Genomic DNA, 26,856 nt, shown 5'->3' with positions numbered 1-26,856 from the left:
GGTCCGTCCCGTCGATTGACCGCCTGGGCCCGGAACACCCCGCCGTGCCAGCGCCCAAGTCCGCTACGCGGCCCCGCACCGCCGCTCTCATGCGTCGGCGTGTTCCTCTCGCCACCATTCGCCGTCGGCGCTGGCGGGCTGGATCCCCTCGGGGTCGATCGCCGCGATCCAGTCGGCCACCGTCCGGCCGCCGAAGGCGAGCTTAGACGCGATGTCGGCGAGCGGCACCAGCACGAAGGCGCGCTCGGTTACCCTGGGATGCGGCAATGTCAGCGCGTCGTCCTCATAGGGTGAGGCCGCATAATCCAGCACGTCGAGGTCCAGCGTGCGCGGCCCCCAGCGCTCGCGCCGCTCGCGGCCGAAGAGCCGCTCCGTCGTCAGGCACAGTTCCAGGAGATCGCGCGGCGCCAGATCGGTCTCGACCGCCGCGCAGGCGTTGACGAAGTCCGGCTGGTCGGTTTTGCCCCAGGGTGGCGTGCGATAGAGCTTTGAGACCGCGACCACCGCCGTGTCGTCGCGCGCGTCGAGCCGCCGCAGCGCCGCCGCCATCTTCGCTGCCGGATCGCCGATATTGCCGCCGAGCCCCAGATAAGCCCGTGCGCTCACCAGCGTTCGCCTCGCATGGCGCGGAACATGGCGTCGGTCACACGCAGCGCGTCGCGATTGGCCGCCACGTTGTGGACGCGGAAGATGTCGGCGCCGCGTTCGCGCATCAGCGCGCTGGTCGCCGCCGTGGCAATGTCCGGCTCGGGATCGTCGCGCCCGACCGCGCCGCGCACGAAGCGCTTGCGCGACGTCCCGACCAGCAGCGGATGGCCCAGCGCCTGCAATTCGTCGAGCCGGGTCAGGAGGATCAGGTTCTGCGGCCCGTCCTTGGCGAAGCCGAAGCCTGGATCGACCACGATCGCCTCGGCCGGAACCCCGGCCCCGCGCGCAATGTCCAGCGACCGGTTCAGGAACAGATACTGGTCGGCGATCATGTCCTCGAGCGTCTCGCGCTCGCGGCCATTGTGCATCAGGCAGAGCCCCGCGCCGGTCTCGGCCGCGACCGTGGCGATGCCCGGGTCCTTCTGCGCGCCCCAGATATCGTTGACGATGTGGGCCCCCGCCTCGACCGCCATGCGGGCCGTCTCGGATCGGTAGGTATCGACCGAGATCACGCAGTCGGAGCACGCCGCCAGCGCCTCGATCACCGGCATGATCCGCCGCTGCTCCTCGGCGGCGTCCACCGGGGTCGCGCCGGGCCGGGTTGATTCGCCGCCGATATCGACGATCGTCGCGCCTGCCTCGACCATCCGCAGCGATTCCGCCACCGCAGCGTCGACGCTGGCATAGCGGCCACCGTCGGAGAAGCTGTCGGGCGTCGCGTTCAGGATGCCCATGATGCAGGCCGGGCCGTTGAGGTCGATACTGCGGCCATGGCCGACGCGCCAGGTTCCGCCGCGCGGTTCGGTCAGCTTCATCGCGTGTCACCTTGCCAGCATTGCATCAGGGTCTGGTAGCGCGCGGCCCGGCCGGGTGCAATCGCGTCGCCGGGCAAGCGCGCCGGGTCGACGGGCAGGCGCGCGAAAACGCCGCGACCGGGCCCTTTCTGCCGGTCGCCCACTGGCCCCGGAGGCCTTGCGCGCTAGCCTGTGACGTTCAGCCCACCCTGCCACTGCCCGCGAAAGCCGCCGATGCAATACCACGCCATCCACCAATGGGTCCGCCAGCGGATCGAGATCACGACGCTCGTGGCCGCGCTGACCGCGGCAGCCGCGATCTGGGGGTTCGTCTCGCTCGCCGGCGAGGTGGTGGAAGGCGACACCAAGGGGCTCGACACCGACATCCTGCTCTGGTTCCGCAGCGCCACCGACCCGCAGGACCCGCTCGGCCCCGGCTGGATGGAAGAGTTCGGCCGCGACATGACCGCCCTCGGCGGCACCGGCGTCCTCGTCATGCTGACGCTGTTTGCCGGCGGCTTCCTGTGGATGCAGGGCAAGCGCCGCTCGATGATCATGATCTTCGCCGCGGTCGGCGGTGGCTTTGCGATGAGCCAGCTTCTCAAGTTCGGCTTCGACCGGCCGCGTCCCGACCTCGTGCCGCACGGCTCGATCGTCTACACGGCCAGCTTCCCGAGCGGCCACTCGATGATGTCGGCCGTCACCTATCTGACGCTGGCGATCCTCGTCGCCCGCGTCCAGGAGCGCCACCGGGTCCGCATCTACCTCATCACCATTGCCTGCTTCCTCACGGTGCTGGTCGGGGTCAGCCGCGTCTATCTCGGCGTGCACTGGCCGACCGACGTCCTCGCCGGCTGGACCGCGGGCGCCGCCTGGGCGGTCGGCTGGTGGATGCTGGCCCGCTGGCTGGAGGAACGCGGCGCGGTCGAGCCGGAAGCCCAGACGATCGACGACCCCGTCGATTCTGCCACGACCTGACGCCGAATGCGGCAGCTCACGAGCGCTTCCATGGCCGCCCCGACCGGGCGGCCATAGGCGATCTCTATGCGCCTTTCGTCGCGCTTGCACGCCCGTAAGCCCTGATTCGCCAAGGCGTTAACACCTTCGCGCCGCGAAATTGACGCAATCGGCTTGCGGAGCCGCCATTGCTATGGAAATGATCATGCCTTCGGACGCGGCGTTTCTGACACTTTCGCGCGCGCCAAACAGACCGGCATCCCAGAAGCACCGGAAAACGGGCGGGCAATGGAATATTTTCTTCAGCAATTGATCAACGGTATCACGCTCGGCTCGATCTACGGGCTGATCGCCATCGGATACACGATGGTCTACGGCATCATCGGCATGATCAATTTCGCCCATGGCGAGATTTTCATGATCGGATCGTTCGTCTCGCTTACGGTCTTCTTGGCGCTCGCCGCCCTCGGCATCACGTTCCTGCCGCTGGTGCTGCTGATCATGGTGCTGGTCGCCATGCTCTGCACCTCGCTCTGGGGCTGGACGGTGGAGCGGGTCGCCTACCGGCCGCTGCGCGGCTCCTTCCGGCTCGCCCCGCTGATCACCGCCATCGGCATGTCGATCTTCCTGCAGAACTTCGTGCAGGTCACCCAGGGTGCCCGCGTCAAGCCGCTGCCGCCGCAGATCCAGGGCGGCATCACGCTGATGGATTCGCCCTCCGGCATCGTCGTGCAGCTGAGCTACATGCAGATGATCATCATCGGCATGACCATCGTCCTGATGGCCGGCTTCTCGCTGCTGATCTCGCGCACCTCGCTCGGCCGCCAGCAGCGCGCCTGCGAGCAGGACCGCAAGATGGCGTCTCTGCTCGGCGTCAATGTCGACCGCACGATCTCGCTGACCTTCGTGCTCGGCGCCTCGCTCGCGGCGGTCGCCGGCATGATGTACCTGCTCTATTACGGCGTCATCGACTTCTATATCGGCTTCATCGCCGGGGTGAAGGCGTTCACCGCGGCGGTTCTGGGCGGCATCGGCTCGCTGCCGGGCGCCATGCTGGGCGGCCTCGCCATCGGCCTGATCGAGACCTTCTGGTCCGGCTATTTCTCGGTCGAGTACAAGGACGTCGCCGCCTTCTCCATCCTGGCGATCGTGCTGATCTTCATGCCCTCCGGCCTGCTCGGCCGGCCTGAAGTCGAGAAGGTCTGATCGCGATGGCCAGCACGACATCAGCCACCGCGGCGAACCGCCCCGAGGGCGCGGAGATCCTGTCCGAAGAGCGGCGCGACGCGGCGCGGGGCGAACCGCCCTTCACCGAAGCGCCGACCGGCGACAGCCGCCTCGTCGCCTCCCTGAAGGAGGCCGGAATCACCGCGGCGATCATCGCGGTCATCACCCTGTTCTTCCTGGCCTTCCGGTCCGATATCGCATCGGGCGGCCTGTCCCTGACCCTGCGGCCGGAGCTCTGGCTGGTCTGGGTGGCGATCGCCTTCGGCGTCCGCTTCCTCCTGTCCTACTTCGTCTTCCGCTCCGAACAGCCGATCACCGGCTTTCTCAAGAAGACCTTCGCGCCCACCGCCCGCGGCCTGCCGATCGGCAAGGTCCTCGGCATCGCGCTCCTGCTGGTCGCGCTGACCCTGCCCTATCTCCTGGCGACGCTGGTTCCGAGCCAGAACCGCTATCTCCTCGATCTGGCGATCCTGATCCTCACCTATGTCATGCTGGGCTGGGGACTGAACATCGTGGTCGGCCTCGCCGGCCTGCTCGATCTCGGCTACGTCGCCTTCTACGCGGTCGGCGCCTATTCCTTCGCGCTGCTGTCGACGAATTTCGGTCTCGGCTTCTGGGTCTGCCTGCCCATGGCCGGCCTGTTCGCGGCGATGTGGGGCGTCATGCTGGGCTTCCCGGTGCTGCGCCTGCGCGGTGACTATCTGGCCATCGTCACCCTCGCCTTCGGCGAGATCATCCGCATCGTTCTGTTGAACTGGTACGAGTTCACCGGCGGCCCGAACGGCCTCCTGGGCATTCCCAAGCCGACCCTGTTCGGCCTGGAGTTCAACCGCGGCGACAATTCCTTCGCGGAGTATTTCGGCCTCGAATACGACACCGTGCAGCGCTTCGTGTTCCTCTACTACATCATCCTGGCCCTCGCCCTGATCACCAACTTCGTCACCCTGCGGCTGCGCAAGCTGCCGGTGGGCCGGGCCTGGGAAGCGCTGCGCGAGGACGAGATCGCCTGTCGCTCGCTCGGCATCAACACCACCAACGTCAAGCTCACGGCCTTCGCCACGGGCGCGATGTTCGGCGGTTTCGCCGGCGCCTTCTTCGCCACCCGGCAGGGCTTCATCTCGCCGGAGAGCTTCACCTTCATCGAATCGGCGATCATCCTCGCCATCGTGGTGCTCGGCGGCCTCGGCTCGCAGCTCGGCGTGGTCATTGCCTCGGTGGTGATGATCGGCGGCATCGAACTCTTGCGAAACCTCACCATCCTGCAGGCGGTCTTCGGTTCGGACTTCGATCCGACCCAGTACCGCATGCTGATCTTCGGTCTCGCCATGGTGGCGATCATGGTGTGGAAGCCGCGCGGCCTGATCTCGTCGCGCTCCCCATCCGATGTCTACAAGGAGAAGAAGAAGATCGGCGCCGATCAGGTCTCCCAGGGCGAGGGTCACTAATGTCGAACACCTCTCACCGCTGGTCGCTCGACCCGGTTCTGACCGTCGAGCATCTGACGATGCGCTTCGGCGGCCTGACCGCCGTGGACGACCTCTCCTTCAATGTCGGGCGCGGCGACATCACCGCCCTGATCGGTCCGAACGGCGCCGGCAAGACCACGGTCTTCAACTGCGTCACCGGCTTCTACAAGCCGACCGAGGGCCGCATCGCCATGCGCCGGGGCCGCAATGTCCCGGACGCCAAGATCGCCGCCCTCACCCGCAGCGGCAACCAGTACGACCGCGACGACGAGCATGCGGTGTTCCTGCTGGAGCGGATGACCGACTTCCGCATCACCGAGGTGGCCGGCGTCGCCCGCACCTTCCAGAACATCCGCCTGTTCGGCGGCATGACGGTGCTGGAAAACCTGCTGGTCGCGCAGCACAACAAGCTGATGCGCGCCTCCGGCATGACCATCGGTGGCCTGTTCGGCCTGCCCGGCTACCGGCGCGCCGCCGCCGAAGCCAAGCGCAAGGCGATCGAATGGCTGGGGCATACCCGCCTTCTCGACCGCGCCGACGACCCGGCCTCCGACCTGCCCTACGGCGCCCAGCGCCGGCTGGAGATCGCCCGGGCCATGTGCACCGATCCGGCGCTGCTGTGCCTCGACGAGCCGGCCGCCGGCCTCAACCCGCGGGAATCGGCCGAGCTGAACACGCTCTTGCGCTACATCCGCGATGAGCATGACGTCTCGGTTCTGCTGATCGAGCACGACATGGGCGTGGTGATGGAGATCTCCGACCACATCATCGTGCTCGACTACGGCAAGAAGATCTCCGACGGTTCGGCCGCCGAGGTGCGCGACGATCCCAAGGTCATCGCCGCCTATCTCGGCGTCGACGACGAGGAGGTGGAGCAGGTCGAGCAGGATCTCGGCGTCAAGAAGGCCGGCGCGTCGACGCACGCCGCCGACGGCAGTCAGGGAGACATGGCATGAGCGCGGTCGCGCCGACGCCCGCGGGGGAGCCGATGCTGGCGGTCCGCGGCGTGCATACCTTCTACGGCAAGATCCAGGCGCTGCGGGGCGTCGATGTCGACGTCTTCGCCGGCGAGATCGTCACGATGATCGGCGCCAACGGGGCCGGCAAGTCGACCCTGATGATGACCATCTGCGGCAATCCGCAGGCCCGCGAGGGGCAGATCCTCTATCGCGGCGAGGACATCACCCACATGCCGACCCACGACATCATGTCCCGGTCGATCGCCCAGTCGCCGGAAGGGCGTCGCGTCTTCGGCCGGATGACCGTGATGGAGAACCTCCAGATGGGGGCCATCATGGAGGACGAGAAATATTTCGACGACGACCTGCGCAAGGTCTTCGAGCTGTTCCCGCGCCTCAAGGAGCGGCGCGGCCAGCGCGGCGGCACCCTGTCGGGCGGCGAGCAGCAGATGCTGGCCATCGGCCGGGCGCTGATGAGCCGGCCGAAGCTCCTGCTTCTGGACGAGCCGTCCCTCGGCCTGGCCCCACTGATCGTCAAGCAGATCTTCGACGTCATCCGCGAGCTCAACGCCAATGAGGGGCTGACCGTGTTCCTCGTCGAGCAGAACGCCTTCCATGCCCTGCGGCTCGCCCATCGCGGCTACGTCATGGTCAACGGCACCGTCACCATGTCGGGCACCGGCAAGGAGCTTCTGGCCCGCGAGGAAGTGCGCAGCGCCTATCTGGAAGGGGGAGCCCACTGATGGAATCCGAAATGGGCCTGCTCTGGGAAGTCGCCCTGCCCGAATTCCTGCTCGTCACCGTTGTTCTCGGCGGCGGCGGTGCCTGGATGATCGGTCGCTCCACCGCGCTGACGTGGAACGGCTGGGGTCTGATGACCTTCTACGTGCTGTTGCTGACGATTGCCGTCCGCTTCATTCACTTCAGTCTGTTCGGCGGCTCGTTCTTTCTGCCGCCGGCGACATTCGGCACCGCGATCTACTATGGACTGATCGACTTTATCGTATTGTTGGCCATTGCCGGCATCGGGCGCAGCTATGTCCGCAACCGTCAGATGTCTCGGCAGTACGGTATATTGCACGGTAACCATCGCTGACTCTGCCGCATTAATGAGCGCCGGCGAAAAACTGTGCCGGGGCTATTCCAACGGCAGCGAATCCGGTCTTAAATCCCCCTCGGTAGAGGACGGTCAACACCGCCTCGTGGCCCACCGGCCGCCAGAATCAACAGGAAGGTTCCCATGAAGAAAGCACTCCTAGCCGGCGCAGCGCTCAACCTGGTATTCGCTGGCGCAGCGTTCGCCGAGATCACGATCGGCGTCGCCGGCCCCATGACCGGCCAGTACGCCAGCTTCGGTGAGCAGTTGCGCACGGGCGCCGAGCAGGCTGTCGCCGACATCAACGCCGCCGGCGGCGTGAATGGCGAGATGCTGAAGCTTTCGGTCGGCGACGACGCCTGCGATCCGAAGCAGGCCGTGGCCGTGGCCAACCAGTTCGCCTCGCAGGGCGTGCCGTTCGTGGCCGGCCATTTCTGCTCGGGCTCCTCGATCCCGGCCAGCCAGGTCTATGCCGACGAGCAGATCGTCCAGATATCCCCGGCCTCGACCAACCCGGACTTCACCGACAAGCGCCCGGGCGACGGCGTGTTCCGCGTCTGCGGTCGTGACGACCAGCAGGGCGAAGTTGCCGGCAAGTACATCTCGGACAACTTCCCGGATGCCAACGTCGCGATCATCAACGACAAGACCGCCTACGGTAAGGGCCTCGCCGACGAGACCCAGAAGTACTACGAGGAAGCGTCCGGCAAGAAGCCGGCCCTCGTCGAGGCCTATACGGCCGGCGAAAAGGACTACACCGCCCTCGTCACCAAGATGAAGGAAGCCGGCATCAACCTGCTCTATATCGGCGGCTACCACACCGAAGCCGGCCTGATGGCGCGCCAGATGCGCGAGCAGGGCATGGACACCGTGCTGATGTCGGGCGACGCGCTCGTCGCCGAGGAATACTGGGCGATCACCGGCGACGCCGGCCAGGGCACGCTCATGACCTTCTCGCCGGATCCGCGCAAGAACGAGGCCGCAGCCCCGGTCGTCGCCGAGCTCGAAAAGGCCGGCAAGACCGCCGAGGGCTACGTGCTCTACACCTATGCGGCGATCCAGGCCTGGGCCGACGCGGTCAAGAAGGCCGGTTCCACCGACTTCGATCCGGTCGTCACCGCCCTCAATGATGGCGACTACGCCACGGTCATCGGCGACCTGACCTTCGACGACAAGGGCGACGTCACGCTGCCCGGCTACGTCGTCTACGAGTGGAAGGACGGCCAGTACGACTACGTCGACGGCGCCGCCCAGTAAGCATCAGGACGCGGCAGACGCCGCATTCCGACATGACGAAGGCCCCGGTGCATCGCGCCGGGGCCTTTGTCATTCAGGGCAATCAGCTCGACTGTCCGAGCACACTCCCGCTTCCGTGACCTCCGCCCGCCATGGGCGGGGACGGCGACCGGTATTCCGCCTTCAGTCCTGCCCGTGCTTGAACACGGCGGCGCGCTTCTCGCGGAAGGCGGACATGCCCTCCTTCTGGTCGGAGCCGGAAAACAGCGCGTGGAAGGTGCGGCGCTCGTGCAGCAGCCCCTCGCGCAGCCCCACCTCGAACGACCGGTTGGTGGCTTCCTTGGCGGTGATCGTCGCGGGCTTGGAGAACTCCGCAATGGTCCGCGCGGCGGCCATCGCCTCCTCCATCAGCGAGGCGGCGGGCACCAGCCGCGACACCAGCCCCATCCGCTCGGCTTCCTCGGCCTCGACCATCCGGCCGGTGAGGATCATGTCCATGGCCTTGTACTTGCCGACGGCGCGGGTCAGGCGCTGCGAGCCACCCATGCCGGGAATGACGCCGAGCTTGATCTCCGGCTGGCCGAACTTCGCCGTGTCGGACGCGATGATCAGGTCGCACATCATCGCCAGTTCGCAGCCGCCGCCCAGCGCGAAGCCGGACACCGCCGCGACCATCGGCGTGCGCACCCGCTCCAGCATCTCCCAGTCGGAGAACCAGTCGGCGAGCATCATCTCCATGACCGTGCGGTCTTCCATCTCCTTGATGTCGGCACCGGCGGCGAAGGCCTTTTCCGAACCGGTGATCAGGATCGCGCCGACGCCGGGGTCGCGGTCGAGTTCGGCGGTCAGCCGGACGATCTCGCGCATGACCTCGGAATTCAGCGCATTCAGCGCCTTCGGCCGGTTCAGGGTGAGGATCGCGACGCGGCCCTCCCGGCTGGTGAGTACGACCTTGTCTTCGCTCATCTGTCCTCCTCTTGCGGGGCCCTGCCCGCTCTCGGCTCTGCGACATGGGGCGACGGTCCGGGCTGCCGTCCTTGGCAACCCGGCCGCCGCGATCGCGGTCCTTATTTCGGGGCCATGCGGATGGCGCCGTCGAGGCGGATCGTCTCACCGTTGAGCATCGCGTTCTCGGCGATGTGGACGACCAGCCTGGCGTATTCCTCGGCGGTGCCGAGGCGCGAGGGGAACGGCACCGCGGCGGCCAGCGAGGCCTGCACCTCTTCCGGCATGCCGGCCAGCATCGGCGTCTCGAAGATGCCCGGGGCGATGGTCATCACCCGGATGCCGGTCTGCGCGAGATCGCGGGCCATCGGCAGCGTCATGCCGGCGATCGCCGCCTTGGAGGCCGAATAGGCGAGCTGGCCGATCTGGCCGTCGAAGGCAGCGACCGACGAGGTCGAGACGATCAGGCCGCGTTCGCCATCGGCGTTGAGCGGGTCGCCCTCGGACATCAGCTGCGCCACCTGCGAGGCCATGTTGAAGGAGCCGATCAGATTGACCGCGATCACCTTCTGGAACAGTGCCGGGTCATGGGCCGCGCCCCGCGAGATGGTCTTGCGGCCCGCCACGATGCCCGCGCAATTGACCAGGATGCGCGGCGTGCCGATCGCCTCGACGGCCAGCGCCAGTGCCTGCCGGACCGATTCGGAATCGGACACATCGCAGCGCACGAAGACGCCGCCGATCTCGTCCGCGACCGCCTGCCCGGCCTCCTCGTTGAGGTCCAGCACCGCGACCTTGCCCCCCTTGGCGGCCAGTGCGCGAGCCGTGCCGCGCCCGAGACCCGAGCCTGCGCCGGTCACGATCGCCGGTGTCGTCGTTCCGATATCCAAGCATTTCTCCATGCGTTGCGGGTCGGGACCGCGAAGATGCGGCGCCTCGCCCCTTGGGATGTGATCTATTGCCGTAGCCCCGCGCGTTCCCCGGCGAAAGCCGGAAATGATGCCGGCGCGCGATCTTTCCCCCTCGTCTTCCACCCGGCCGCGCCACGTCGTATGCACGGCAGCGATCTGTCACAGGAGTCCGGCATGTCCCGTACCGTTTACGTCAATGGCGCCTACGTTCCCGAGGAAGAGGCGACGATCTCGGTCTTCGACCGCGGCTTCCTGTTCGCCGACGGCGTCTACGAGGTCACCACCGTCCTGTCCGGCAAGCTGGTCGATTTCGGTCCGCACATGAAGCGGCTGGCGCGCTCGCTCGGCGAACTCGACATGCCCTCGCCCGCCAGCGAGGAGGACTTGCTGACGATCCACCGCGAGCTGGTCGCCCGCAACGGCCTCGACGAGGGGCTGATCTACATGCAGGTGACCCGCGGCGCCGCCGATCGCGACTTCCTATTCCCGCCGAAGGACACGGCGCCGTCCCTCGTCCTGTTCACCCAGGCCATGGTTCTGCGCGACAAGCCGGCGGCGCGCACCGGCATCCGCATCGCCTCGGTGCCCGACCTGCGCTGGGCGCGCCGCGACATCAAGACGGTGCAGCTCCTCTACCCGTCCATGGCCAAGATGGAAGCCAAGTCCAAGGGCGCCGACGATGCCTGGCTGGTCGAGGACGGCGTCGTCACGGAGGGCTCGTCCAACAACGCCCATATCGTCACAGCCGACGGCACGCTGATTACCCGCGACCTGTCGCATTCGATCCTGCACGGCATCACCCGCGCCGCGGTGCTGAAGCTGGCGGCCGACGACGGCGTCAAGGTCGAGGAGCGCAGCTTCACCCTCGAAGAGGCGAAGAACGCCAGCGAGGCCTTCGTCACCTCCGCCTCCACCTTCGTCATGCCGGTGGTGGAGATCGACGGCCAACCGGTCGGCAGCGGTGCGCCCGGACCGATCGCCAGGCGCCTGCGCGAGATCTACCTCGCCGAGGCCGACCGCACCGCCATCTGACGGCCTCGGGACGCCGGCCGCTCGGCACGTCGCCGGTCGGCGCCGCGACCGCCAGCGAAGCCGGTGATCGGCTTCGCTTTCGTTTCTTGCGCTTCGGTTTCGTTTTGCCCATGATCGCTCCGTCACGGGAGGAGTGAACCATGCTGTCGGACCGACAGACACAGATACTCGAAAGTGCCAAGCGCAGCGGCCGCGTCTCGGTGGAGGAACTGGCGGCCCGCTACGACGTGTCGGTCCAGACCATCCGTAAGGACCTGAACGACCTTTGCGATCAGCGGCTTCTGGCCCGCGTCCATGGCGGCGCGGTGCTGTCTTCCGGCGTCGAGAATGTCGGCTACGACGCCCGCCGCACCATCGCGGCGGACGAGAAGGGCGCGATCGGCCGGGCGGTTGCCGATCTCGTGCCGGACCGCGCCTCGCTCTTCGTCAATATCGGCACCACGACCGAGGCCGTCGCCCGCGCGCTGCTGCGCCATGCCGGGCTGATGGTCATCACCAACAACATCAACGTCGCCACCGTCATGCGGCCCTATCCGGAGATCGAGGTGGTGATCGCCGGCGGCGTCGTGCGCCGCTCCGATGGCGGCATCGTCGGCGAGGCGGCGGTGGATTTCATCCGCCAGTTCCGGGTGGATTTCGCCGTCATCGGCGTCTCGGCCATCGATCCCGACGGCTCGCTCCTGGATTTCGACTATCGCGAGGTGCGCGTCGCCCAGGCGATCATCTCCAATGCGCGCCACGTCATCCTGGCGGCAGATTCGTCCAAGTTCGAGCGCAGCGCGCCGGTGCGGATCGGCCATCTCGACCAGGTCCACACCTTCGTCACCGACGTCGCGCCCGACGGAATCCGGCAGATCTGCCAGGAGCGCGAGGTCCGTCTGATCGAGGCCGGCCGGCGCGATGCGACCAAAGCCGACGCCGCCGAGTAGTTTTCGTTTGACGTTCGGTTTGGTTTCGTAATAGCCTCCTCACATTCGCAATCGCAACCTCAAATGTTGCGGTGCGAAGCCTGGGGAGGCTCTTCTGGATTACGACGTTTTCATCATCGGTGGTGGAATCAACGGCTGCGGCATCGCCCGCGACGCCGTCGGCCGCGGCTACCGTGTCGGGCTCGCCGAGATGAACGATCTCGCCTCCGGCACGTCCTCCTGGTCGACCAAGCTGGTGCATGGCGGCCTGCGCTATCTCGAACACTACGAATTCAGCCTCGTGCGCCACGCCCTGATGGAGCGCGAGGTGCTGTGGAGCATCGCGCCGCACATCATCCGGCCGCTGCGCTTCGTCCTGCCCCACCATGACGGCCTGCGCCCGGCCTGGCTCCTGCGCCTCGGCCTGTTCCTCTACGACCATATCGGCGGCCGGCGGAAGCTGAAGGCGACGACCACCGTCGATCTCGACGGGCCGCTGGGCGCGCCGTTGAAGGACGATTTCCAGAAGGGCTTCGAATATTCCGACGCCCGCGTCGACGACGCCCGCCTCGTGGTCCTCAACGCCCGCGATGCGGCGGCGCGCGGCGCCGACATCATGGTCCGCACCAAGGTGACCGAGGCGCGGCGCGAGAAGGACGGCTGGGTCATCGCCCTCCACGACCAGGAGACCGGCGCGGTCCGCTCCGTCACCGCGCGTTTCCTGGTCAATGTCGGCGGCCCCTGGGTCGACGCCATCATCCAGAATGCCATGGGCCGCAACGGCGCCAACCACATCCGCCTCGTCCAGGGCTCGCACATCGTCACCCGCAAGCTCTACGACCACGACCGCGCCTACATCTTCCAGAATGCCGACGGGCGGATCATCTTCACCATCCCCTACGAGGACGACTTCACCCTCGTCGGCACCACCGACCAGGACTATGAAGGCGACCCGTCGCAGGTGGCGATCAGCCAGGGCGAGATCGACTATCTCCTGTCGGCCGCCAGCGAGTATTTCGCCAGGCCTGTCGTCGCCGAGGACATCGTCTGGACCTATTCCGGCGTGCGCCCGCTCTTCGACGATGGCGCCTCGAAGGCGCAGGAGGCCACCCGCGACTACGTGCTGAAGGTCGAGGGCGAGAATGGCGAGGCGCCGGTCCTCAACTGCTTCGGCGGCAAGATCACCACCTACCGCGTCCTGTCGGAAGAAGTGCTCGGCAAGATCGCCCATCATCTCGGCGCCAAGGGCAGGAGCTGGACCGGCGACGAGCCGCTGCCGGGCGGCGACTTCGCCGTCGACGGCGTCGGCGCGCTGGAAGCCGCACTGCGCCAGGCGGCGCCCGAACTCGACGCGGCGACGATCCACCGGCTCGTCCGCTCCTACGGCACCGACGCGGCGAGATTTGCCAGGACCGGTGCACTCGGCCGGGATTTCGGGCACGGTCTCTACCAGGCCGAGATCGACTGGCTGATCGCGGAGGAATGGGCTCGCACGGCAGAGGATATCCTGTGGCGCCGCACCAAGCTCGGCCTGCGCTTCAGGGCCGACGAGACGGACGCACTGGCGCAATATGTGACGCAGCGACAGAATGAACGGAGGACGGCCGCCGAATAGAACCGGCGCGTCTGGGAGGACACATTGCTCGAATTGCAGAACGTCAGCCGCAGCGTCGGCGGCGAAAAGCACATCATAGACGTCTCGCTGACCCTCGACCGCGGCTCGCTCAACGTGCTGCTCGGGCCGACGCTGGCCGGCAAGACCAGCCTGATGCGGCTGATGGCCGGCCTCGACGCGCCGACGTCGGGCCACGTCGTCATGGACGGCAAGGACGTGACCGGCGTGCCCGTGCGCAAGCGCAACGTGGCCATGGTCTACCAGCAGTTCATCAACTACCCGACCCTGACGGTCTACGAGAACATCGCCTCGCCGATGCGCATCGCTGGCAAGTCGGCGGCCGAGATCGAGGCCGCCGTCCAGAAGGCCGCGGCGCTGATGAAGCTGACGCCCTTCCTCGACCGCACGCCGCTCAACCTCTCCGGCGGCCAGCAGCAGCGCACGGCGCTCGCCCGCGCCCTCGTCAAGAACGCCGAACTGGTGCTGCTCGACGAGCCGCTGGCCAATCTCGACTACAAGCTGCGCGAGGAACTGCGCGAGGAACTGCCGAAGATCTTCGCCGAGACCGGCGCGATCTTCGTCTATGCAACCACCGAGCCCCACGAGGCGCTGCTTCTGGGCGGGCGCACCGCGACCCTGTCCAAGGGCCGTGTCACCCAGTTCGGCGAGACGCCAGACGTCTATCGCCAGCCCCATGACCTCCTGACCGCGCGCACCTTCTCCGATCCGCCGCTCAACGTCATGGCCTTCACCAAGGCCGGCAGCCGCTTCACCTCGCCCAACGGCGTCGTCTTCGAGGCCGCGCCGAGCCAGGCAGCCCTGCCGGACGGCCGCTATCTCAGCGGCATCCGGCCCCATCACCTCACCGTCGAGACCGGCGACACCACCGGCACCGTCTTTCCGGCGGTGATCAGCCTGACCGAGGTCACCGGGTCGGAGACCTACATCCACGCCGAGGTCGGCGAGGACCGGATCATCGCCCTCGTCCACGGCGTGCGCCGCCACGAGACCGGCGAGACCATCCGCCTGTCCTTCGATCCCGCCAGCCTTCTCGTCTTCGACGAAGCGGGCAACGCCGTCGCGGCGCCCGCCCGACACGCGGCCTGAGGAGAACGCCATGGCCCGCATCCGCCTCGACCATATCCGCCACGCCTATTCGCCGGCCCTCGCCGCGGCCGACATCTACGCCCTGCGCGAGGTCCACCACACCTTCGACGACGGCGGCGCCTATGCGCTGCTCGGGCCGTCGGGCTGCGGCAAGACCACGCTGCTCAACATCATCTCCGGCCTGCTGACCCCGTCCGAGGGCAGCGTCCTGTTCGGCGACGACGACGTGACCATGCTGACGCCCGAGGCGCGCAACATCGCCCAGGTGTTCCAGTTCCCGGTCATCTACGACACCATGACGGTCCGCGAGAACCTGGCCTTCCCGCTGAAGAACCGGAAGGTGCCGGCCGCCGAGATCAAGACCCGCGTCGAGGACATGATCGGCCGCATCGGCCTCGAGGCGAAGGCCGATCGCAAGGCCCGCGGCCTCACTGCCGACGAGAAGCAGAAGATTTCGCTCGGCCGTGGCCTCGTGCGCTCCGACGTCAACGCCATCCTCTTCGACGAGCCGCTGACCGTCATCGACCCGCACATGAAGTGGCAGCTGCGCTCGGAACTGAAGCAGCTCCACCGCGAATTCGCGATGACCATGGTCTACGTCACCCACGACCAGACCGAGGCGCTGACCTTCGCCGACAAGGTCGTCGTCATGTACGAGGGCGAGGTCGTGCAGATCGGCACGCCCGAGGAACTGTTCGAGCGGCCCCAGCACACTTTCGTCGGCTATTTCATCGGCTCGCCGGGCATGAACGTCCTACCCTGCCGGATCGACGGCAGCGACGCGATGGTCTCCGACATGCGCATCGCCCTGCCGGGCGGCCGCGCGGCCTATGCCGCCGGGGCGAAGACCGAACTCGGCATCCGGCCGGAATTCGTCACCATCGTCGACCGCGGCGACGGCGACGCCGTGCCGGTGACCATCGACAAGGTCGAGGACGTGGGATCGGAGCGCATCGTGCGGGCCCGGCTCGGCGAGCATCCGCTGAGCGCCATCGTGCGCGAAGGCGTCGCCATCCCCACCGACGCGGCCATGCGCTTCGCGCCCGACGCGCTCAATCTCTATGCCGATTCCCGGCTGGTCGGACGGGTCTAGGGAGAACGCACATGGACAAGACCTGGAACAACAAAGCCTGGTTCATGGTCATGCCGGTGCTGGTGCTGGTCGCCTTCTCCGCCGTGATCCCGCTGATGACCGTGGTCAATTACGCGGTGCAGGACACCTTCGGAAACAACCAGTTCTTCTGGTACGGCACCGACTGGTTCGAGGAGGTGCTGACCTCGGCGCGTTTCCACGACGCCCTCGTCCGCAACCTCGCCTTCTCGGCCATCATCCTGACCATCGAGGTGCCGCTCGGCATCCTCGTGGCGCTGGCCATGCCCCGCAAGGGGATCTGGGTGCCGGTCTGCCTCGTCCTGATGGCGCTGCCGCTGCTGATCCCCTGGAACGTCGTCGGCACGATCTGGCAGGTCTTCGCGCGCACCGACATCGGCCTGTTCGGCTACACGCTCGCCTCGCTCGGCCTCGACTACAATTACGTGCAGGACCCCTTCGACGCCTGGGTCACCGTCATCATCATGGATGTCTGGCACTGGACGAGCCTCGTCGTCCTCCTGTGCTACGCCGGCCTCGTGTCGATCCCGGACGCCTATTATCAGGCCGCCAAGATCGACGGCGCCTCGCGCTGGGCGGTGTTCCGCTTCATCCAGCTGCCCAAGATGGGCCGCGTGCTGCTGATCGCCGTGCTGCTGCGCTTCATGGACTCGTTCATGATCTACACCGAGCCCTTCGTCGTCACCGGCGGCGGACCGGGCAACGCCACGACCTTCCTGTCCATCGACCTGGTGAAACTGGCACTGGGCCAGTTCAACCTCGGCGAGGCGGCGGCGATGAGCCTGATCTACTTCCTGATCATCCTCGCGCTGTCCTGGGTCTTCTACACCATCATGACCAATGTCGGCACCGAGCGCCCGATGAAGGGAGGCGACAATGACTGACACCACGGCAAACCGCGACGTCGTCGAGGCCCCGGGCGCCGGCGCCGTGCCGCCGACCGGCCGCTCCGGCGAGGCGATCGCCCGGCGCAGCCGCAAGGCATCCGGCGGCTTCCGCTGGAAGGCGCTGATCCCGATCCTCTACATCGTCTTCCTGCTGCTGCCGATCTACTGGCTCGTCAATATGAGCTTCAAGACCAATCAGGAGATCCTGAGCGGGCTGACGCTGCTGCCGGAAAACCCGACCCTGCGCAATTACACGGTCATCCTGACCGACCCGTCTTGGTACAACGGCTACATCAACTCGATCATCTATGTCGTTCTGAACATGGTGATCTCGGTCTCGGTGGCGCTGCCGGCGGCCTACGCCTTTTCGCGCTTCCGCTTCCTGGGCGACAAGCACCTGTTCTTCTGGCTTCTGACCAACCGCATGGCGCCGCCGGCGGTGTTCGCCCTGCCCTTCTTCCAGCTCTATTCGGCCTTCGGCCTGATCGACACGCATATCGCCGTGGCGCTCGCCCACTGCCTGTTCAACGTGCCGCTGGCGGTGTGGATCCTGGAAGGCTTCATGTCGGGCGTGCCGAAGGAGATCGACGAGACCGCCTATATCGACGGCTATTCCTTCCCGCGCTTCTTCTTCAAGATCTTCACCCCGCTGATCGCCAGCGGCATCGGAGTCGCGGCCTTCTTCTGCTTCATGTTCTCCTGGGTCGAGCTGCTCATCGCCCGCACCCTGACGGTAACCGACGCCAAGCCGATCTCGGCGATCATGACGCGCACGGTCTCCGCCTCCGGCCTCGACTGGGGCGTCCTCGCCGCGGCCGGCGCCCTGACCATCATTCCCGGCGCGATCGTGATCTGGTTCGTGCGCAACTACATCGCCAAGGGCTTCGCCCTGGGGAGGGTGTGATGCGCATCACCGCACCGACAGCCAAGACGGAGGCCTGCCGATGATCGACCTCAGCTGGATGGCCTGGACCTGGCCGACCGCCACCTTCTTCATCGCGATCTTCGCCCTCATCGCCCTGATGGGCGTCTGGGAGAAGGTGTCGCCCGGCGGCAATCCCCGCGTCGGCATCCTGCGCTTCGAGACCACCCGCGGCGACCGGCTGTTCGTGTCGCTGCTCGGCTCGGCCTTCATCTGCCTCGGCTGGCTGTGGGGCGTCGACCTGCCGCTCTGGTATGCCCTCGGCCTCTGCGCCGTCTTCTTCGTTCTGGTTTTCCGGCTCGTCTGACGGGCCGGAACCGGGCCACACCGCGTCGTCGCCGGTCGACGCGGACATGCCCATCGCTCGCACCGGCTCACACTGGGAGGACATTCGACATGATGAAACGATATCTGATGGGAACGGCCGCCACGTTGGCGATCGCCCTGGCCGCAGGGCCGGCCATGGCCGACATGGAGGCGGCCAAGAAGTTCCTCGACGCCGAGATCGGCGATCTGTCCACCCTGTCCCGGGAGGAGCAGGAGAAGGAGCTGCAGTGGTTCATCGACGCGGCGAAGCCCTATCAGGGCATGGAGATCAAGGTCGTCTCCGAGACCATCACCACCCATGAATACGAGTCCAAGGTGCTGGCCCCGGCCTTCACCGCCATCACCGGCATCAAGGTCAGCCACGACCTGATCGGCGAGGGCGACGTCGTCGAGAAGCTGCAGACGCAGATGCAGTCGGGCGAGAACATCTACGACGCCTACATCAACGATTCCGACCTGATCGGCACCCACTGGCGCTACCAGCAGGTCCGCAACCTGACCGACTGGATGGAAGGCGAAGGCAAGGAGGTCACCAATCCGGGCCTCGACCTCGACGACTATATCGGCACGTCCTTCACCACCGCGCCGGACGGCAAGCTCTACCAGCTTCCCGACCAGCAGTTCGCCAACCTCTACTGGTTCCGCTACGATTGGTTCAACGACGAGAAGAACAAGGCCGACTTCCAGGAGAAGTACGGCTACGAGCTCGGCGTGCCGGTCAACTGGTCGGCCTATGAGGACATCGCCGAATTCTTCACCGGTCGCGAGATCGACGGGAAGAAGGTCTATGGCCACATGGACTACGGCAAGAAGGACCCGTCGCTCGGCTGGCGCTTCACCGACGCCTGGCTGTCCATGGCCGGCAATGGCGACAAGGGCATCCCGAACGGCGTGCCGGTCGACGAATGGGGCATCCGCGTCAACGAGCAGAGCCAGCCGACCGGCTCCTGCGTCGCGCGCGGCGGCGACACCAACGGCCCGGCCTCGGTCTACGCCATCGAGAAGTATCTCGACTGGCTGAAGGCCTACGCCCCGCCGGAGGCCCAGGGCATGACCTTCTCCGAATCCGGCCCGGTCCCGGCCCAGGGTGCCATCGCCCAGCAGATCTTCTGGTACACCGCCTTCACCGCCGATGCGGTCAAGGAAGGCCTGCCGGTGGTCAACGAGGACGGCACGCCGAAATGGCGCATGGCCCCCTCGCCGCACGGCGTCTACTGGGTCGACGGCATGAAGCTCGGCTACCAGGACGTGGGCTCGTGGACCCTGATGAAGTCGACCCCGGTCGACCGCGCTCAGGCTGCCTGGCTCTACGCTCAGTTCGTCGGCTCCAAGACCGTCGACGTGAAGAAGGCCCATGAGGGCCTGACCTTCGTGCGCGAATCCACCATCCGCGACGAAAGCTTCACCGAGCGGGCACCGGAACTCGGCGGTCTCATCGAGTTCTACCGCTCGCCGGCGCGCAAGCAGTGGTCGCCGACCGGCACCAACGTGCCGGACTACCCGAAGCTGGCACAGCTCTGGTGGCAGGCGATCGGCGACGCGTCCTCGGGCGCCAAGTCGGCCCAGGAAGCGATGGACTCCCTCTGCGCCGAGCAGGAAAAGGTGATGGAGCGCATCGAGCGCGCCGGCATCCAGGGCGACATCGGCCCCAAGCTCAACGAAGAGCAGGACATGGAGTACTGGGTGGAGCAGGCCAAGGCCAACGGCACGCTGGCACCTCAGCCCAAGAAGGAAGACGAGAAGGAACAGCCGATCACCGTCAATTACGACGAGCTGGTGAAGAGCTGGGCCGACGCCAACGCGTCCAAGTGACCGTCTGACATCTGAGAAACGAAGGCCGGGGTCAGCCCCGGCCTTCTGCCATCGCGAACACCAGCATCCAGAAGGGGACGGCATGTCCGGATACGTTCTCGCCATCGACCAGGGCACGACGTCGACCCGTGCGATCGTCTTCGACGACGGCTTCCATATCCGCGGCCTCGGCCAGCAGGAATTCCCGCAGCATTTTCCCCATTCGGGCTGGGTCGAGCACGATCCCGAGGACATCTGGACCTCGACGCTCGCCACCATCCGCACGGCGCTCGCCGACGCCTCGCTGTCGGCCTCCGACATCGCCACCATCGGCATCACCAACCAGCGCGAGACCACGCTGATCTGGGATCGCGACACCGGCAAGCCGATCCACAACGCCATTGTCTGGCAGGACCGCCGCACCGCCGAATTCTGCCGCAAGCTGGTCGCCGACGGCCACGAGCCGGAGATCACGCGCAAGACCGGGCTCCTGATCGACCCCTATTTCGCCGGCACCAAGATCGCCTGGCTGCTCGACAATGTGGAGGGTGCCCGGGCCCGGGCCGAGGCCGGCAAGCTCGCCTTCGGCACCGTCGACAGCTTCCTCCTGTGGCGGCTGACCGGCGGCCGGGTCCATGCCAGCGACGCCACCAATGCCTGCCGCACCATGCTCTTCGACATCGAGGCGCATGACTGGGACGACGATCTCCTGCGGCTCCTCAGAGTGCCGCGCGCGCTGCTGCCCGAGGTCAAGGATTGCGACGCCGCCTTCGGCACCAGCGACCCCGGCCTCTTCGGCGCCGCCATCCCGATCTGCGGCATGGCCGGCGACCAGCATGCCGCGACCCTCGGCCAGGCCTGCTTCCAGCCGGGCATGCTGAAATCGACCTACGGCACCGGCTGCTTCGCCGTCCTCAACACCGGCGACACCAGGGTGCCCTCCTCCAACCGGCTCCTGACGACGATCGCCTATCGGCTGGCCGGCCGCACCACCTTCGGCCTCGAGGGCTCGATCTTCGTGGCCGGCGCCGCGGTGCAGTGGCTGCGCGACGGGCTCGGCCTCGTCGACCGCGCCGACCGCACCGGCCCGATGGCGGGGGCCGCCGACGACGCCCAGGAGGTCTATATGGTGCCGGCATTCACCGGCCTCGGCGCGCCCTGGTGGGACGCGGAGGCGCGCGGCGCGATCTACGGCCTGACCCGCAAGACCGGCCCCAACGAGCTCGCCCGCGCCGCCCTCGAATCCGTGTGCTTCCAGACCGCCGACCTGTTGTCCGCCATGAAGAAGGACTGGACCGGCGCCTCCGACACCATCCTGCGCGTCGACGGCGGCATGGTCGCCTCCGACTGGACCATGCAGCGCCTTGCCGACATTCTCGATGCCCCCGTCGACCGTCCGGTCGTCCTGGAAACCACGGCGCTGGGCGCCGCCTGGGTTGCCGGACAGAAGGCCGGCGTGTGGCCCGACATGGCCGGCTTTGCCGAACGCTGGAACCTCGAACGCCGCTTCGAGCCGCGCATGGATGCCGTCACCCGCGGCCGCAAGCTCGCCGGCTGGGCCGATGCGGTGAAGCGGACGCTGAGCTGAGCCGTTCGGCGCGTCGCTGGACACGCGGATATCCCGACACTAAGTTAGGGTATCCTTGCGGATCGGAGCACGATCATGCCGCTCTATGTGAAAGACCCGGAAGTCGGCGAACTCGCCGAGAAGCTCGCCGCGCTGACGCAGACGACCAAGACCGAAGCCGTCCGGCGCGCCCTTCGCGATGCTCTCACCCATGCCCGCACCACAAGCGCGCCGGAAACAGGCGAGGCGTCCTATGTGGAGCGGGGGCTGCGTTTCTCCCGCGACATTCTGAACGATTATCCCCCCGGTGCGCATCCGCAGCCGGTCACAAAGGAATGGATCGACAGCCTCTATGAGGACGGCTGATGTATGTCGATGCATCGGCCCTCGTCGCACTCATCCTGGCGGAACCGGATGCGCCGGACATCCTTGCGCGGATGGAATCGGCGGACCGGCTGTTCACCAGTCCGACCGGCCTGTGGGAAGCGGTGGTTTCCTGCACCCGCCGCATGGACTGGGACCCTGAAACCGCGCGGTCTGCTGTCGCGAGATATCTCGACGGAATGCAGATCGCCGTCGTGGACATGCCCGCAGCAACCGCGGACCGCGCCATCGACGCCTATGCGCGCTACGGCAAGGGTCGGCATCCGGCAGCGCTGAATTTCGGCGATTGCTTCGCCTATGCCTGCGCCAAGCATTTCGACGTGCCGCTGCTCTACAAGGGCAACGACTTCGCCCGGACCGACATCGACGCCGCCTGACCGCCGGTCCGCCGCGCAGCTAAGCAATGCGATGCGCCTCACCCGTTGACCTTTGCCCCGCGATCCGGTCTGTCGTCAGCCGACACGGCGCCGCATCCGGCTGACGCTCACAACATCCCGCAAGAGATTTGCCATGGCCACCAAGGACATCGTCTATATCGCCCTGTTCGCCGCCCTGATGGCGGTGCTGGGCGTGTTTCCGCCCCTGATGATCCCGGCGCTCGGCATTCCGATCACCGCCCAGTCCATGGGCCCGATGCTGATGGGCGGCATTCTCGGCGCCCGGCGCGGCACCCTGTCGATGCTGCTGTTCCTCGCCCTCGTCGCGGTCGGGCTGCCGCTCCTGTCCGGCGGCCGCGGCGGCCTCGCGCCCTTCGTCGGTCCGTGGTCTGGCTTCATCTATGGCTGGCTCGCCGCAACCTTCGTCATCGGCTGGCTGACCGAACGGTTCTGGAACCGCCTGTCCTTCCCGCTCGCCTTCGTCATTGCGGTCATCGGCGGCATCGGAATCATCTATCTGGTCGGCATTCCCTGGTATGCGGCGATGTCGGGCATGGGCCTCGTCGAAGCCTTCATCGGCTCGGCCGTCGCCTTCATCCCGGGCGACCTGATCAAGGCCGGCGTCGCCGCGGCGGTCATCATCGCCGTGCGCCGCGCCTATCCGCTGATCGCGCCCCGGACCTCCGCCCGCTCGGCCTGACCGGCAACATGCGGATGGCCGCCTCGTGATCGCCCTGACCGGCGTCGCCGCCGAACGCGGCGGCCGCCGCGTCCTGTCCGATCTGGACCTGACCCTCACCGAACGCCGGATCGCCATCGTCGGCGCCAACGGCTCCGGCAAGAGCACCTTCGCGCGCCTGCTCAACGGCCTTGTCCTGCCCAGCGAAGGTAGCGTCACCGTTGACGGCCTCGACACGAGGTCGAGCGGCAAGGAGGTGCGCCGGCTCGTCGGCTTCGTCTTCCAGAACCCGGACAACCAGATCGTCTATCCGACCGTCGCCGAAGATATCGCCTTCGGGCTGAAGGGGCGCGGGCTGGACAAGCCGGCGATCGCCGCCCGGGTCGCCGCAACGCTTGACCGCTTCGGCCTGACCGGCATGGACGACCGCCTCGCCCATGAACTGTCCGGCGGCGAACGCCAGATGCTGGCGCTGGCCGGCGTCATGGCGACGGCGCCGCGCTGGCTGGTCATGGACGAGCCGACGACGCTGCTCGACCTGCGCAACACCCGCCGCGTCATGGACGCGGTCGCGGCGCTGGATCAGCATGTCGTCTTCGTCACCCACGATCTCGACCTGATCGCCGGCTTCGACCGGGTGCTCGTCTACGAGGCCGGCCGTCTCGTTGCCGATGCGGCACCGGCCGAGGCTGTGGCCGCCTACCGGGCCATCGCAGGATGATCGCCGGGCTTTACCGGCCCGGCACCAGTCCGGTCCACCGCGCCCGCGCCGGCGGCAAGCTCGCGGCTCTGCTCGGCCTCGGCACGCTGCTCTTCGCCATCGCCGATCCCTGGCTCGCGGCCGCGGCCCTCGTCGTCACCTTGGCCGCCCACGGCCTGGCGCGCATTCCGGCCCGCGTCGCCTTTGCCCAGATCCGCCCCGCCCTGTGGATTCTCGGCATTCTCTTCGCGGTCCAGCTCTGGCTGGTCGGGCTCGACGCCGCCCTCTTGCTGGTCCTGCGCTTCGCCACGCTGATCCTCGCCGCCTCGCTCGTCACCCTGACCACCCGCACCGCCGAGCTCGTGGCGGTCATCGAATGGGCGCTGTCGCCATTGGCGAGGCTGGGCGTCGATGTGGCGAAGGTCGGCCTCGCCATCTCGCTCGCCATCCGCTTCATCCCCGCCGTCGCCGCGATCGTCGAGGAGGTCCGCGAGGCCCAGCGGGCGCGCGGCCAGGACCGCAGCATGATCGCGCTGGCCGTGCCGGTGATCATCCGCCTCCTGAAGATGGCCGACGAGATCGCCGAGGCGATCGACGCCCGCTCCTGACGGGAGAAATTCCCGTTGTGCGATAGGGCGTGACGGGCCGCACCGGGACGCGCTAGATGAAGCCGGGCACGCGAAGGATCATGGGAGGATCGTTCATGCGATGGATTCGGGCGACGCTCTGCGCCGCACTGGCTCTGGCGCTGTGGACCGGTTTCGCGGCCGCCGAGAACGACGCGGCGCATGCGCCGGTTCGGATCGGCGTTCTGAAATACGGCACCGTCAACTGGGAACTCGACGCCATGAAGCGCGCCGGGCTCGACGCCGCCAACGGCGTCGATGTCGAGATCGTGCCCTTCGCCGGCGAGGACGCCTCGACCGTGGCGCTGCAGGCCGGTTCGGTCGACATGATCGTCTCCGACTGGCTGTGGGTCTCGCGCCAGCGGGCGACCGGCGCCGACTTCACCTTCGTCCCCTACTCCACCTCGGTCGGTTCGATGATGGTGCCGGGCGACAGCCCCGTCGCCGACCTGGGCGACCTGACCGGCAGGACCATCGGCGTCGCCGGCGGCCCTCTGGACAAGAACTGGCTGCTGATCCAGGCGCTCGCGAAAAAGGACCACGGCACCGACCTGGCGGCCGAAAACGACATCGCCTATGGCGCACCGCCGCTCCTGGCCGAAAAGGCCCGGACCGGCGAGCTCGATGCCGTCCTCAATTACTGGCACTACGCCGCCCGGCTGGAGGCGCAGGGCTTCCGCACGCTGATCTCCGGCACCGACGCGGCGATCGCCATGGGCACCGACGGACCGGTCGCGGCGATCGGCTGGGTGTTCAGCGAGGCCTTCGCAAAGGACCATCCGAAGGCGGTCGAGGGCTTCGTTGCCGCCGACAAGGCAACCAAGCAATTGCTTGCGACCTCCGACGACGCCTGGGACGCGCTCAAACCGCTGATGAAGGCCGAGGACGACGCGACCTTCCGGATTCTCCGCGATCGCTACCGCGAGGGCATCCCTGGTCGCAGCGGAGCCGACGAGGCCGTCGACACCGCCAGGCTCTACGAGGTTCTGGCCGAGATCGCCGGATCGAAGCTGGTCGGGCCGTCGGACACGCTCGTCGATGGCACCTACTGGACCGGCGACGGGAATGGCTCCTGAGGCAACCGCCGGCGGTCGCGGCAGGTCCTCGGCCGGCATCGCGCCGGCGCTGGTGACGACGCTGTCGCTGCTCGGGCTCCTGGCCGCCTGGTGGATCGCCGCGGTCATCGCCGACAGCCGCGTCCTGCCGACGCCGCCTGCCGTGTTCGACGCCTTCTGGCGCGATGCCGTCACCGGCGAGCTCTTCTACCATCTCGCGATGACGCTGATGCGCGTTGCCGCGGCCTTTGCCATCGCCATGATCATCGGCTCGGCCATCGGCGTCGGCCTCGGGATCGACGCCCGCGCCGACCGCTTCTTCGACCCGTGGCTGATCCTGTTCCTCAACATCCCGGCGCTGGTGGTGATCGTCCTCGCCTATATCTGGTTCGGGCTGAACGAGGCGGCGGCCGTCGGGGCGATCGCGATCAACAAGATCCCCAATGTCGTCGTCACCATGCGGGAGGGCGCCCGCTCGCTGGATCGCGGCCTTTCGGAGATGGCGTCGGTCTACCGCTTCGGACGCTGGCGGACCCTGCGCGACGTCGTGCTGCCGCAGCTCCAGCCCTATTTCGCGGCGGCCTCCCGCTCCGGGATCGCGTTGATCTGGAAGATCGCCCTGGTCGTTGAGCTCCTCGGCCGTTCCAATGGGGTCGACTTCCAGATCCACCTCTATTTCCAGCTTTTCGATGTCGCGGCGATCCTCGCCTACACCCTGGCCTTCGTCGCCATCATGCTCCTGATCGAGTTCCTGCTTGTCCAACCCCTCGAAGCCCATGCCACCCGCTGGCGCGCCCGGCCCGCTTGACGTCGCCATCCGCGACAAGGTGTTCGCGACGATCGACGGCGTCCGGCTGGCCGCGATCGACGCGGTCGCCTTCACCGCACCGCCGGGCAGCTTCACGACGCTGATCGGCCCCTCCGGCTGCGGCAAGACGACGACGCTGCGGATCATCCTCGGGCTCGACCGGAACTATACGGGCCATGTGCGCCTGCCCGCCGCCGACGGCCGCATCGCCGCCGTGTTCCAGGAACCGCGCCTCCTGCCCTGGCGCACGGTCGAACAGAATGTCCGCCTTGCGCTGCCCGAAGCGCTTGAGGGCGCCGATCTCGACGCTTTGTTCGAGACTTTGGGCCTTGCCGCCATGCGCGGCCGCTATCCCGGCGAGCTCTCGCTGGGTCTTGCCCGCCGGGCGGCGCTGGCCCGCGCCTTCGCCATCGAACCGGCGCTGCTGCTGCTCGACGAGCCCTTCGTCTCGCTCGACGAGGCGACCGCCAACCGGCTGCGCGCCCTGCTCATGGAGGTGTGGTCCGCCCGCCCGACGACGGCGCTGATGGTCACCCACAATCTGCGCGAGGCGGTGGAACTCTCCGACCGGATCATCTTCCTCACCGAGCGGCCGGCACGGGTCCGGGGCATCCACGACATCGACACGCCGCGATCCGAGCGCGATACCGCTTGGCGCGACGCCGCGGTCCGGGCGATCGACGCCCGCTTCCCGGGCGTTCTCTAGGCTTCAGGGGGCCGT

At 67.3% G+C, this 26,856-nt stretch carries 29 protein-coding genes; 25 read left to right on the top strand and 4 right to left on the bottom strand.

The window, feature by feature from the left end; all coding sequences use genetic code 11:
- Window positions 1–87: 87 nt before the first annotated feature.
- Complete coding sequence (folK, locus tag J3367_RS03845) at window positions 88–606, bottom strand: 2-amino-4-hydroxy-6-hydroxymethyldihydropteridine diphosphokinase (protein ID WP_024348621.1); 519 nt, start codon at window positions 604–606, stop codon at window positions 88–90.
- Window positions 603–1,463, bottom strand: coding sequence for a dihydropteroate synthase (gene folP / locus J3367_RS03840; RefSeq protein WP_024348622.1), 861 nt, complete (start codon window positions 1,461–1,463; stop codon window positions 603–605). Before folP ends, folK begins: the two co-directional genes overlap by 4 nt.
- A gap of 213 nt (window positions 1,464–1,676) precedes the next feature.
- On the opposite strand from folP, the gene J3367_RS03835 reads away from it, so the two are divergent.
- The 7 genes from J3367_RS03835 (at window position 1,677) to J3367_RS03805 (ending at window position 8,404) form a co-directional block, all read left to right on the top strand.
- Window positions 1,677–2,420: a phosphatase PAP2 family protein gene (locus J3367_RS03835; RefSeq protein ID WP_024348623.1), complete on the top strand. Its 744-nt coding sequence runs from the start codon at window positions 1,677–1,679 to the stop codon at window positions 2,418–2,420.
- A gap of 267 nt (window positions 2,421–2,687) precedes the next feature.
- The gene (locus tag J3367_RS03830) at window positions 2,688–3,605 is read left to right on the top strand and encodes an ABC transporter permease subunit (RefSeq protein WP_009209006.1); all 918 of its coding nucleotides are present in this window, start codon (window positions 2,688–2,690) and stop codon (window positions 3,603–3,605) included.
- A 5-nt stretch (window positions 3,606–3,610) separates the two neighbouring features.
- Entirely contained in the window at window positions 3,611–5,071 is a 1,461-nt protein-coding gene (gene livM, locus J3367_RS03825) for a high-affinity branched-chain amino acid ABC transporter permease LivM (RefSeq protein ID WP_024348624.1), read from the top strand.
- Entirely contained in the window at window positions 5,071–6,048 is a 978-nt protein-coding gene (locus J3367_RS03820; RefSeq protein ID WP_024348625.1) for an ABC transporter ATP-binding protein, read from the top strand. Before livM ends, J3367_RS03820 begins: the two co-directional genes overlap by 1 nt.
- On the top strand, window positions 6,045–6,794 hold the full coding sequence (locus tag J3367_RS03815; RefSeq protein WP_009209003.1) for an ABC transporter ATP-binding protein: 750 nt from the start codon (window positions 6,045–6,047) through the stop codon (window positions 6,792–6,794). Before J3367_RS03820 ends, J3367_RS03815 begins: the two co-directional genes overlap by 4 nt.
- Window positions 6,794–7,147 carry a DUF6867 family protein gene (locus tag J3367_RS03810; RefSeq protein ID WP_024348626.1) on the top strand — a complete coding sequence of 118 codons (354 nt, stop codon included), beginning with the start codon at window positions 6,794–6,796 and terminating at the stop codon, window positions 7,145–7,147. The genes J3367_RS03815 and J3367_RS03810 overlap by 1 nt, the downstream gene beginning before the upstream one ends.
- Window positions 7,148–7,291: 144 nt before the next feature.
- Window positions 7,292–8,404, top strand: coding sequence for a branched-chain amino acid ABC transporter substrate-binding protein (locus J3367_RS03805; RefSeq protein ID WP_024348627.1), 1,113 nt, complete (start codon window positions 7,292–7,294; stop codon window positions 8,402–8,404).
- Window positions 8,405–8,566: 162 nt separating this feature from the next.
- Here J3367_RS03805 and J3367_RS03800 read toward each other — a convergent pair whose 3' ends face one another.
- Both J3367_RS03800 and J3367_RS03795 read right to left on the bottom strand, forming a co-directional pair.
- The gene (locus J3367_RS03800) at window positions 8,567–9,349 is read right to left on the bottom strand and encodes an enoyl-CoA hydratase (RefSeq protein WP_024348628.1); all 783 of its coding nucleotides are present in this window, start codon (window positions 9,347–9,349) and stop codon (window positions 8,567–8,569) included.
- A 101-nt stretch (window positions 9,350–9,450) separates the two neighbouring features.
- Entirely contained in the window at window positions 9,451–10,230 is a 780-nt protein-coding gene (locus J3367_RS03795; RefSeq protein WP_051141475.1) for an SDR family NAD(P)-dependent oxidoreductase, read from the bottom strand.
- Window positions 10,231–10,413: 183 nt separating this feature from the next.
- On the opposite strand from J3367_RS03795, the gene J3367_RS03790 reads away from it, so the two are divergent.
- From J3367_RS03790 to J3367_RS03705, 18 genes are all read left to right on the top strand, one after another.
- On the top strand, window positions 10,414–11,271 hold the full coding sequence (locus tag J3367_RS03790; RefSeq protein ID WP_024348630.1) for a D-amino-acid transaminase: 858 nt from the start codon (window positions 10,414–10,416) through the stop codon (window positions 11,269–11,271).
- A gap of 140 nt (window positions 11,272–11,411) precedes the next feature.
- Window positions 11,412–12,200, top strand: coding sequence for a DeoR/GlpR family DNA-binding transcription regulator (locus tag J3367_RS03785; RefSeq protein ID WP_024348631.1), 789 nt, complete (start codon window positions 11,412–11,414; stop codon window positions 12,198–12,200).
- A gap of 94 nt (window positions 12,201–12,294) precedes the next feature.
- Window positions 12,295–13,794, top strand: a complete 1,500-nt coding sequence (gene glpD, locus J3367_RS03780) for a glycerol-3-phosphate dehydrogenase (RefSeq protein ID WP_024348632.1) — start codon at window positions 12,295–12,297, stop codon at window positions 13,792–13,794.
- Window positions 13,795–13,818: 24 nt separating this feature from the next.
- Window positions 13,819–14,901 (top strand): ABC transporter ATP-binding protein, encoded by a 1,083-nt coding sequence (locus J3367_RS03775; RefSeq protein WP_024348633.1) that lies wholly within the window; start codon window positions 13,819–13,821, stop codon window positions 14,899–14,901.
- 10 nt (window positions 14,902–14,911) lie between these two features.
- The gene (locus J3367_RS03770) at window positions 14,912–15,994 is read left to right on the top strand and encodes an ABC transporter ATP-binding protein (RefSeq protein WP_024348634.1); all 1,083 of its coding nucleotides are present in this window, start codon (window positions 14,912–14,914) and stop codon (window positions 15,992–15,994) included.
- 11 nt (window positions 15,995–16,005) lie between these two features.
- Window positions 16,006–16,896 (top strand): carbohydrate ABC transporter permease, encoded by an 891-nt coding sequence (locus tag J3367_RS03765; RefSeq protein WP_024348635.1) that lies wholly within the window; start codon window positions 16,006–16,008, stop codon window positions 16,894–16,896.
- Window positions 16,889–17,803: a carbohydrate ABC transporter permease gene (locus tag J3367_RS03760; protein ID WP_024348636.1), complete on the top strand. Its 915-nt coding sequence runs from the start codon at window positions 16,889–16,891 to the stop codon at window positions 17,801–17,803. Before J3367_RS03765 ends, J3367_RS03760 begins: the two co-directional genes overlap by 8 nt.
- Window positions 17,804–17,843: 40 nt before the next feature.
- Window positions 17,844–18,128 carry a DUF2160 domain-containing protein gene (locus J3367_RS03755; protein WP_029702490.1) on the top strand — a complete coding sequence of 95 codons (285 nt, stop codon included), beginning with the start codon at window positions 17,844–17,846 and terminating at the stop codon, window positions 18,126–18,128.
- 92 nt (window positions 18,129–18,220) lie between these two features.
- Complete coding sequence (locus J3367_RS03750) at window positions 18,221–19,960, top strand: ABC transporter substrate-binding protein (RefSeq protein WP_024348638.1); 1,740 nt, start codon at window positions 18,221–18,223, stop codon at window positions 19,958–19,960.
- An 82-nt stretch (window positions 19,961–20,042) separates the two neighbouring features.
- Window positions 20,043–21,527 carry a glycerol kinase GlpK gene (gene glpK / locus J3367_RS03745; RefSeq protein ID WP_024348639.1) on the top strand — a complete coding sequence of 495 codons (1,485 nt, stop codon included), beginning with the start codon at window positions 20,043–20,045 and terminating at the stop codon, window positions 21,525–21,527.
- Between the two features lie 75 nt (window positions 21,528–21,602).
- Window positions 21,603–21,872 carry a type II toxin-antitoxin system VapB family antitoxin gene (locus J3367_RS03740; protein WP_024348640.1) on the top strand — a complete coding sequence of 90 codons (270 nt, stop codon included), beginning with the start codon at window positions 21,603–21,605 and terminating at the stop codon, window positions 21,870–21,872.
- Window positions 21,872–22,267 (top strand): type II toxin-antitoxin system VapC family toxin, encoded by a 396-nt coding sequence (locus J3367_RS03735; protein WP_024348641.1) that lies wholly within the window; start codon window positions 21,872–21,874, stop codon window positions 22,265–22,267. Before J3367_RS03740 ends, J3367_RS03735 begins: the two co-directional genes overlap by 1 nt.
- A 133-nt stretch (window positions 22,268–22,400) precedes the next feature.
- Entirely contained in the window at window positions 22,401–22,967 is a 567-nt protein-coding gene (locus J3367_RS03730) for a biotin transporter BioY (protein WP_024348642.1), read from the top strand.
- A 25-nt stretch (window positions 22,968–22,992) separates the two neighbouring features.
- Window positions 22,993–23,667, top strand: a complete 675-nt coding sequence (locus tag J3367_RS03725; protein WP_024348643.1) for an energy-coupling factor ABC transporter ATP-binding protein — start codon at window positions 22,993–22,995, stop codon at window positions 23,665–23,667.
- Window positions 23,664–24,254 (top strand): energy-coupling factor transporter transmembrane component T family protein, encoded by a 591-nt coding sequence (locus tag J3367_RS03720; RefSeq protein ID WP_024348644.1) that lies wholly within the window; start codon window positions 23,664–23,666, stop codon window positions 24,252–24,254. The genes J3367_RS03725 and J3367_RS03720 overlap by 4 nt, the downstream gene beginning before the upstream one ends.
- A gap of 95 nt (window positions 24,255–24,349) precedes the next feature.
- Window positions 24,350–25,348, top strand: coding sequence for an ABC transporter substrate-binding protein (locus J3367_RS03715; protein ID WP_244495452.1), 999 nt, complete (start codon window positions 24,350–24,352; stop codon window positions 25,346–25,348).
- A complete protein-coding gene (locus J3367_RS03710; protein WP_421460206.1) occupies window positions 25,338–26,135 on the top strand; it encodes an ABC transporter permease in 798 nt (265 codons plus the stop codon). The genes J3367_RS03715 and J3367_RS03710 overlap by 11 nt, the downstream gene beginning before the upstream one ends.
- Window positions 26,104–26,841, top strand: a complete 738-nt coding sequence (locus J3367_RS03705) for an ABC transporter ATP-binding protein (protein WP_024348647.1) — start codon at window positions 26,104–26,106, stop codon at window positions 26,839–26,841. The genes J3367_RS03710 and J3367_RS03705 overlap by 32 nt, the downstream gene beginning before the upstream one ends.
- Window positions 26,842–26,856 lie beyond the last annotated feature (15 nt).

Origin of the sequence: Aurantimonas sp. NFXS3 (assembly GCF_049132005.1) — a bacterium.
Taxonomy (GTDB): Bacteria; Pseudomonadota; Alphaproteobacteria; order Rhizobiales; family Rhizobiaceae; genus Aurantimonas; species Aurantimonas coralicida.
Note: the sequence above shows the minus strand (reverse complement) of the source record. Positions and strands in the feature narration are given on the sequence as shown.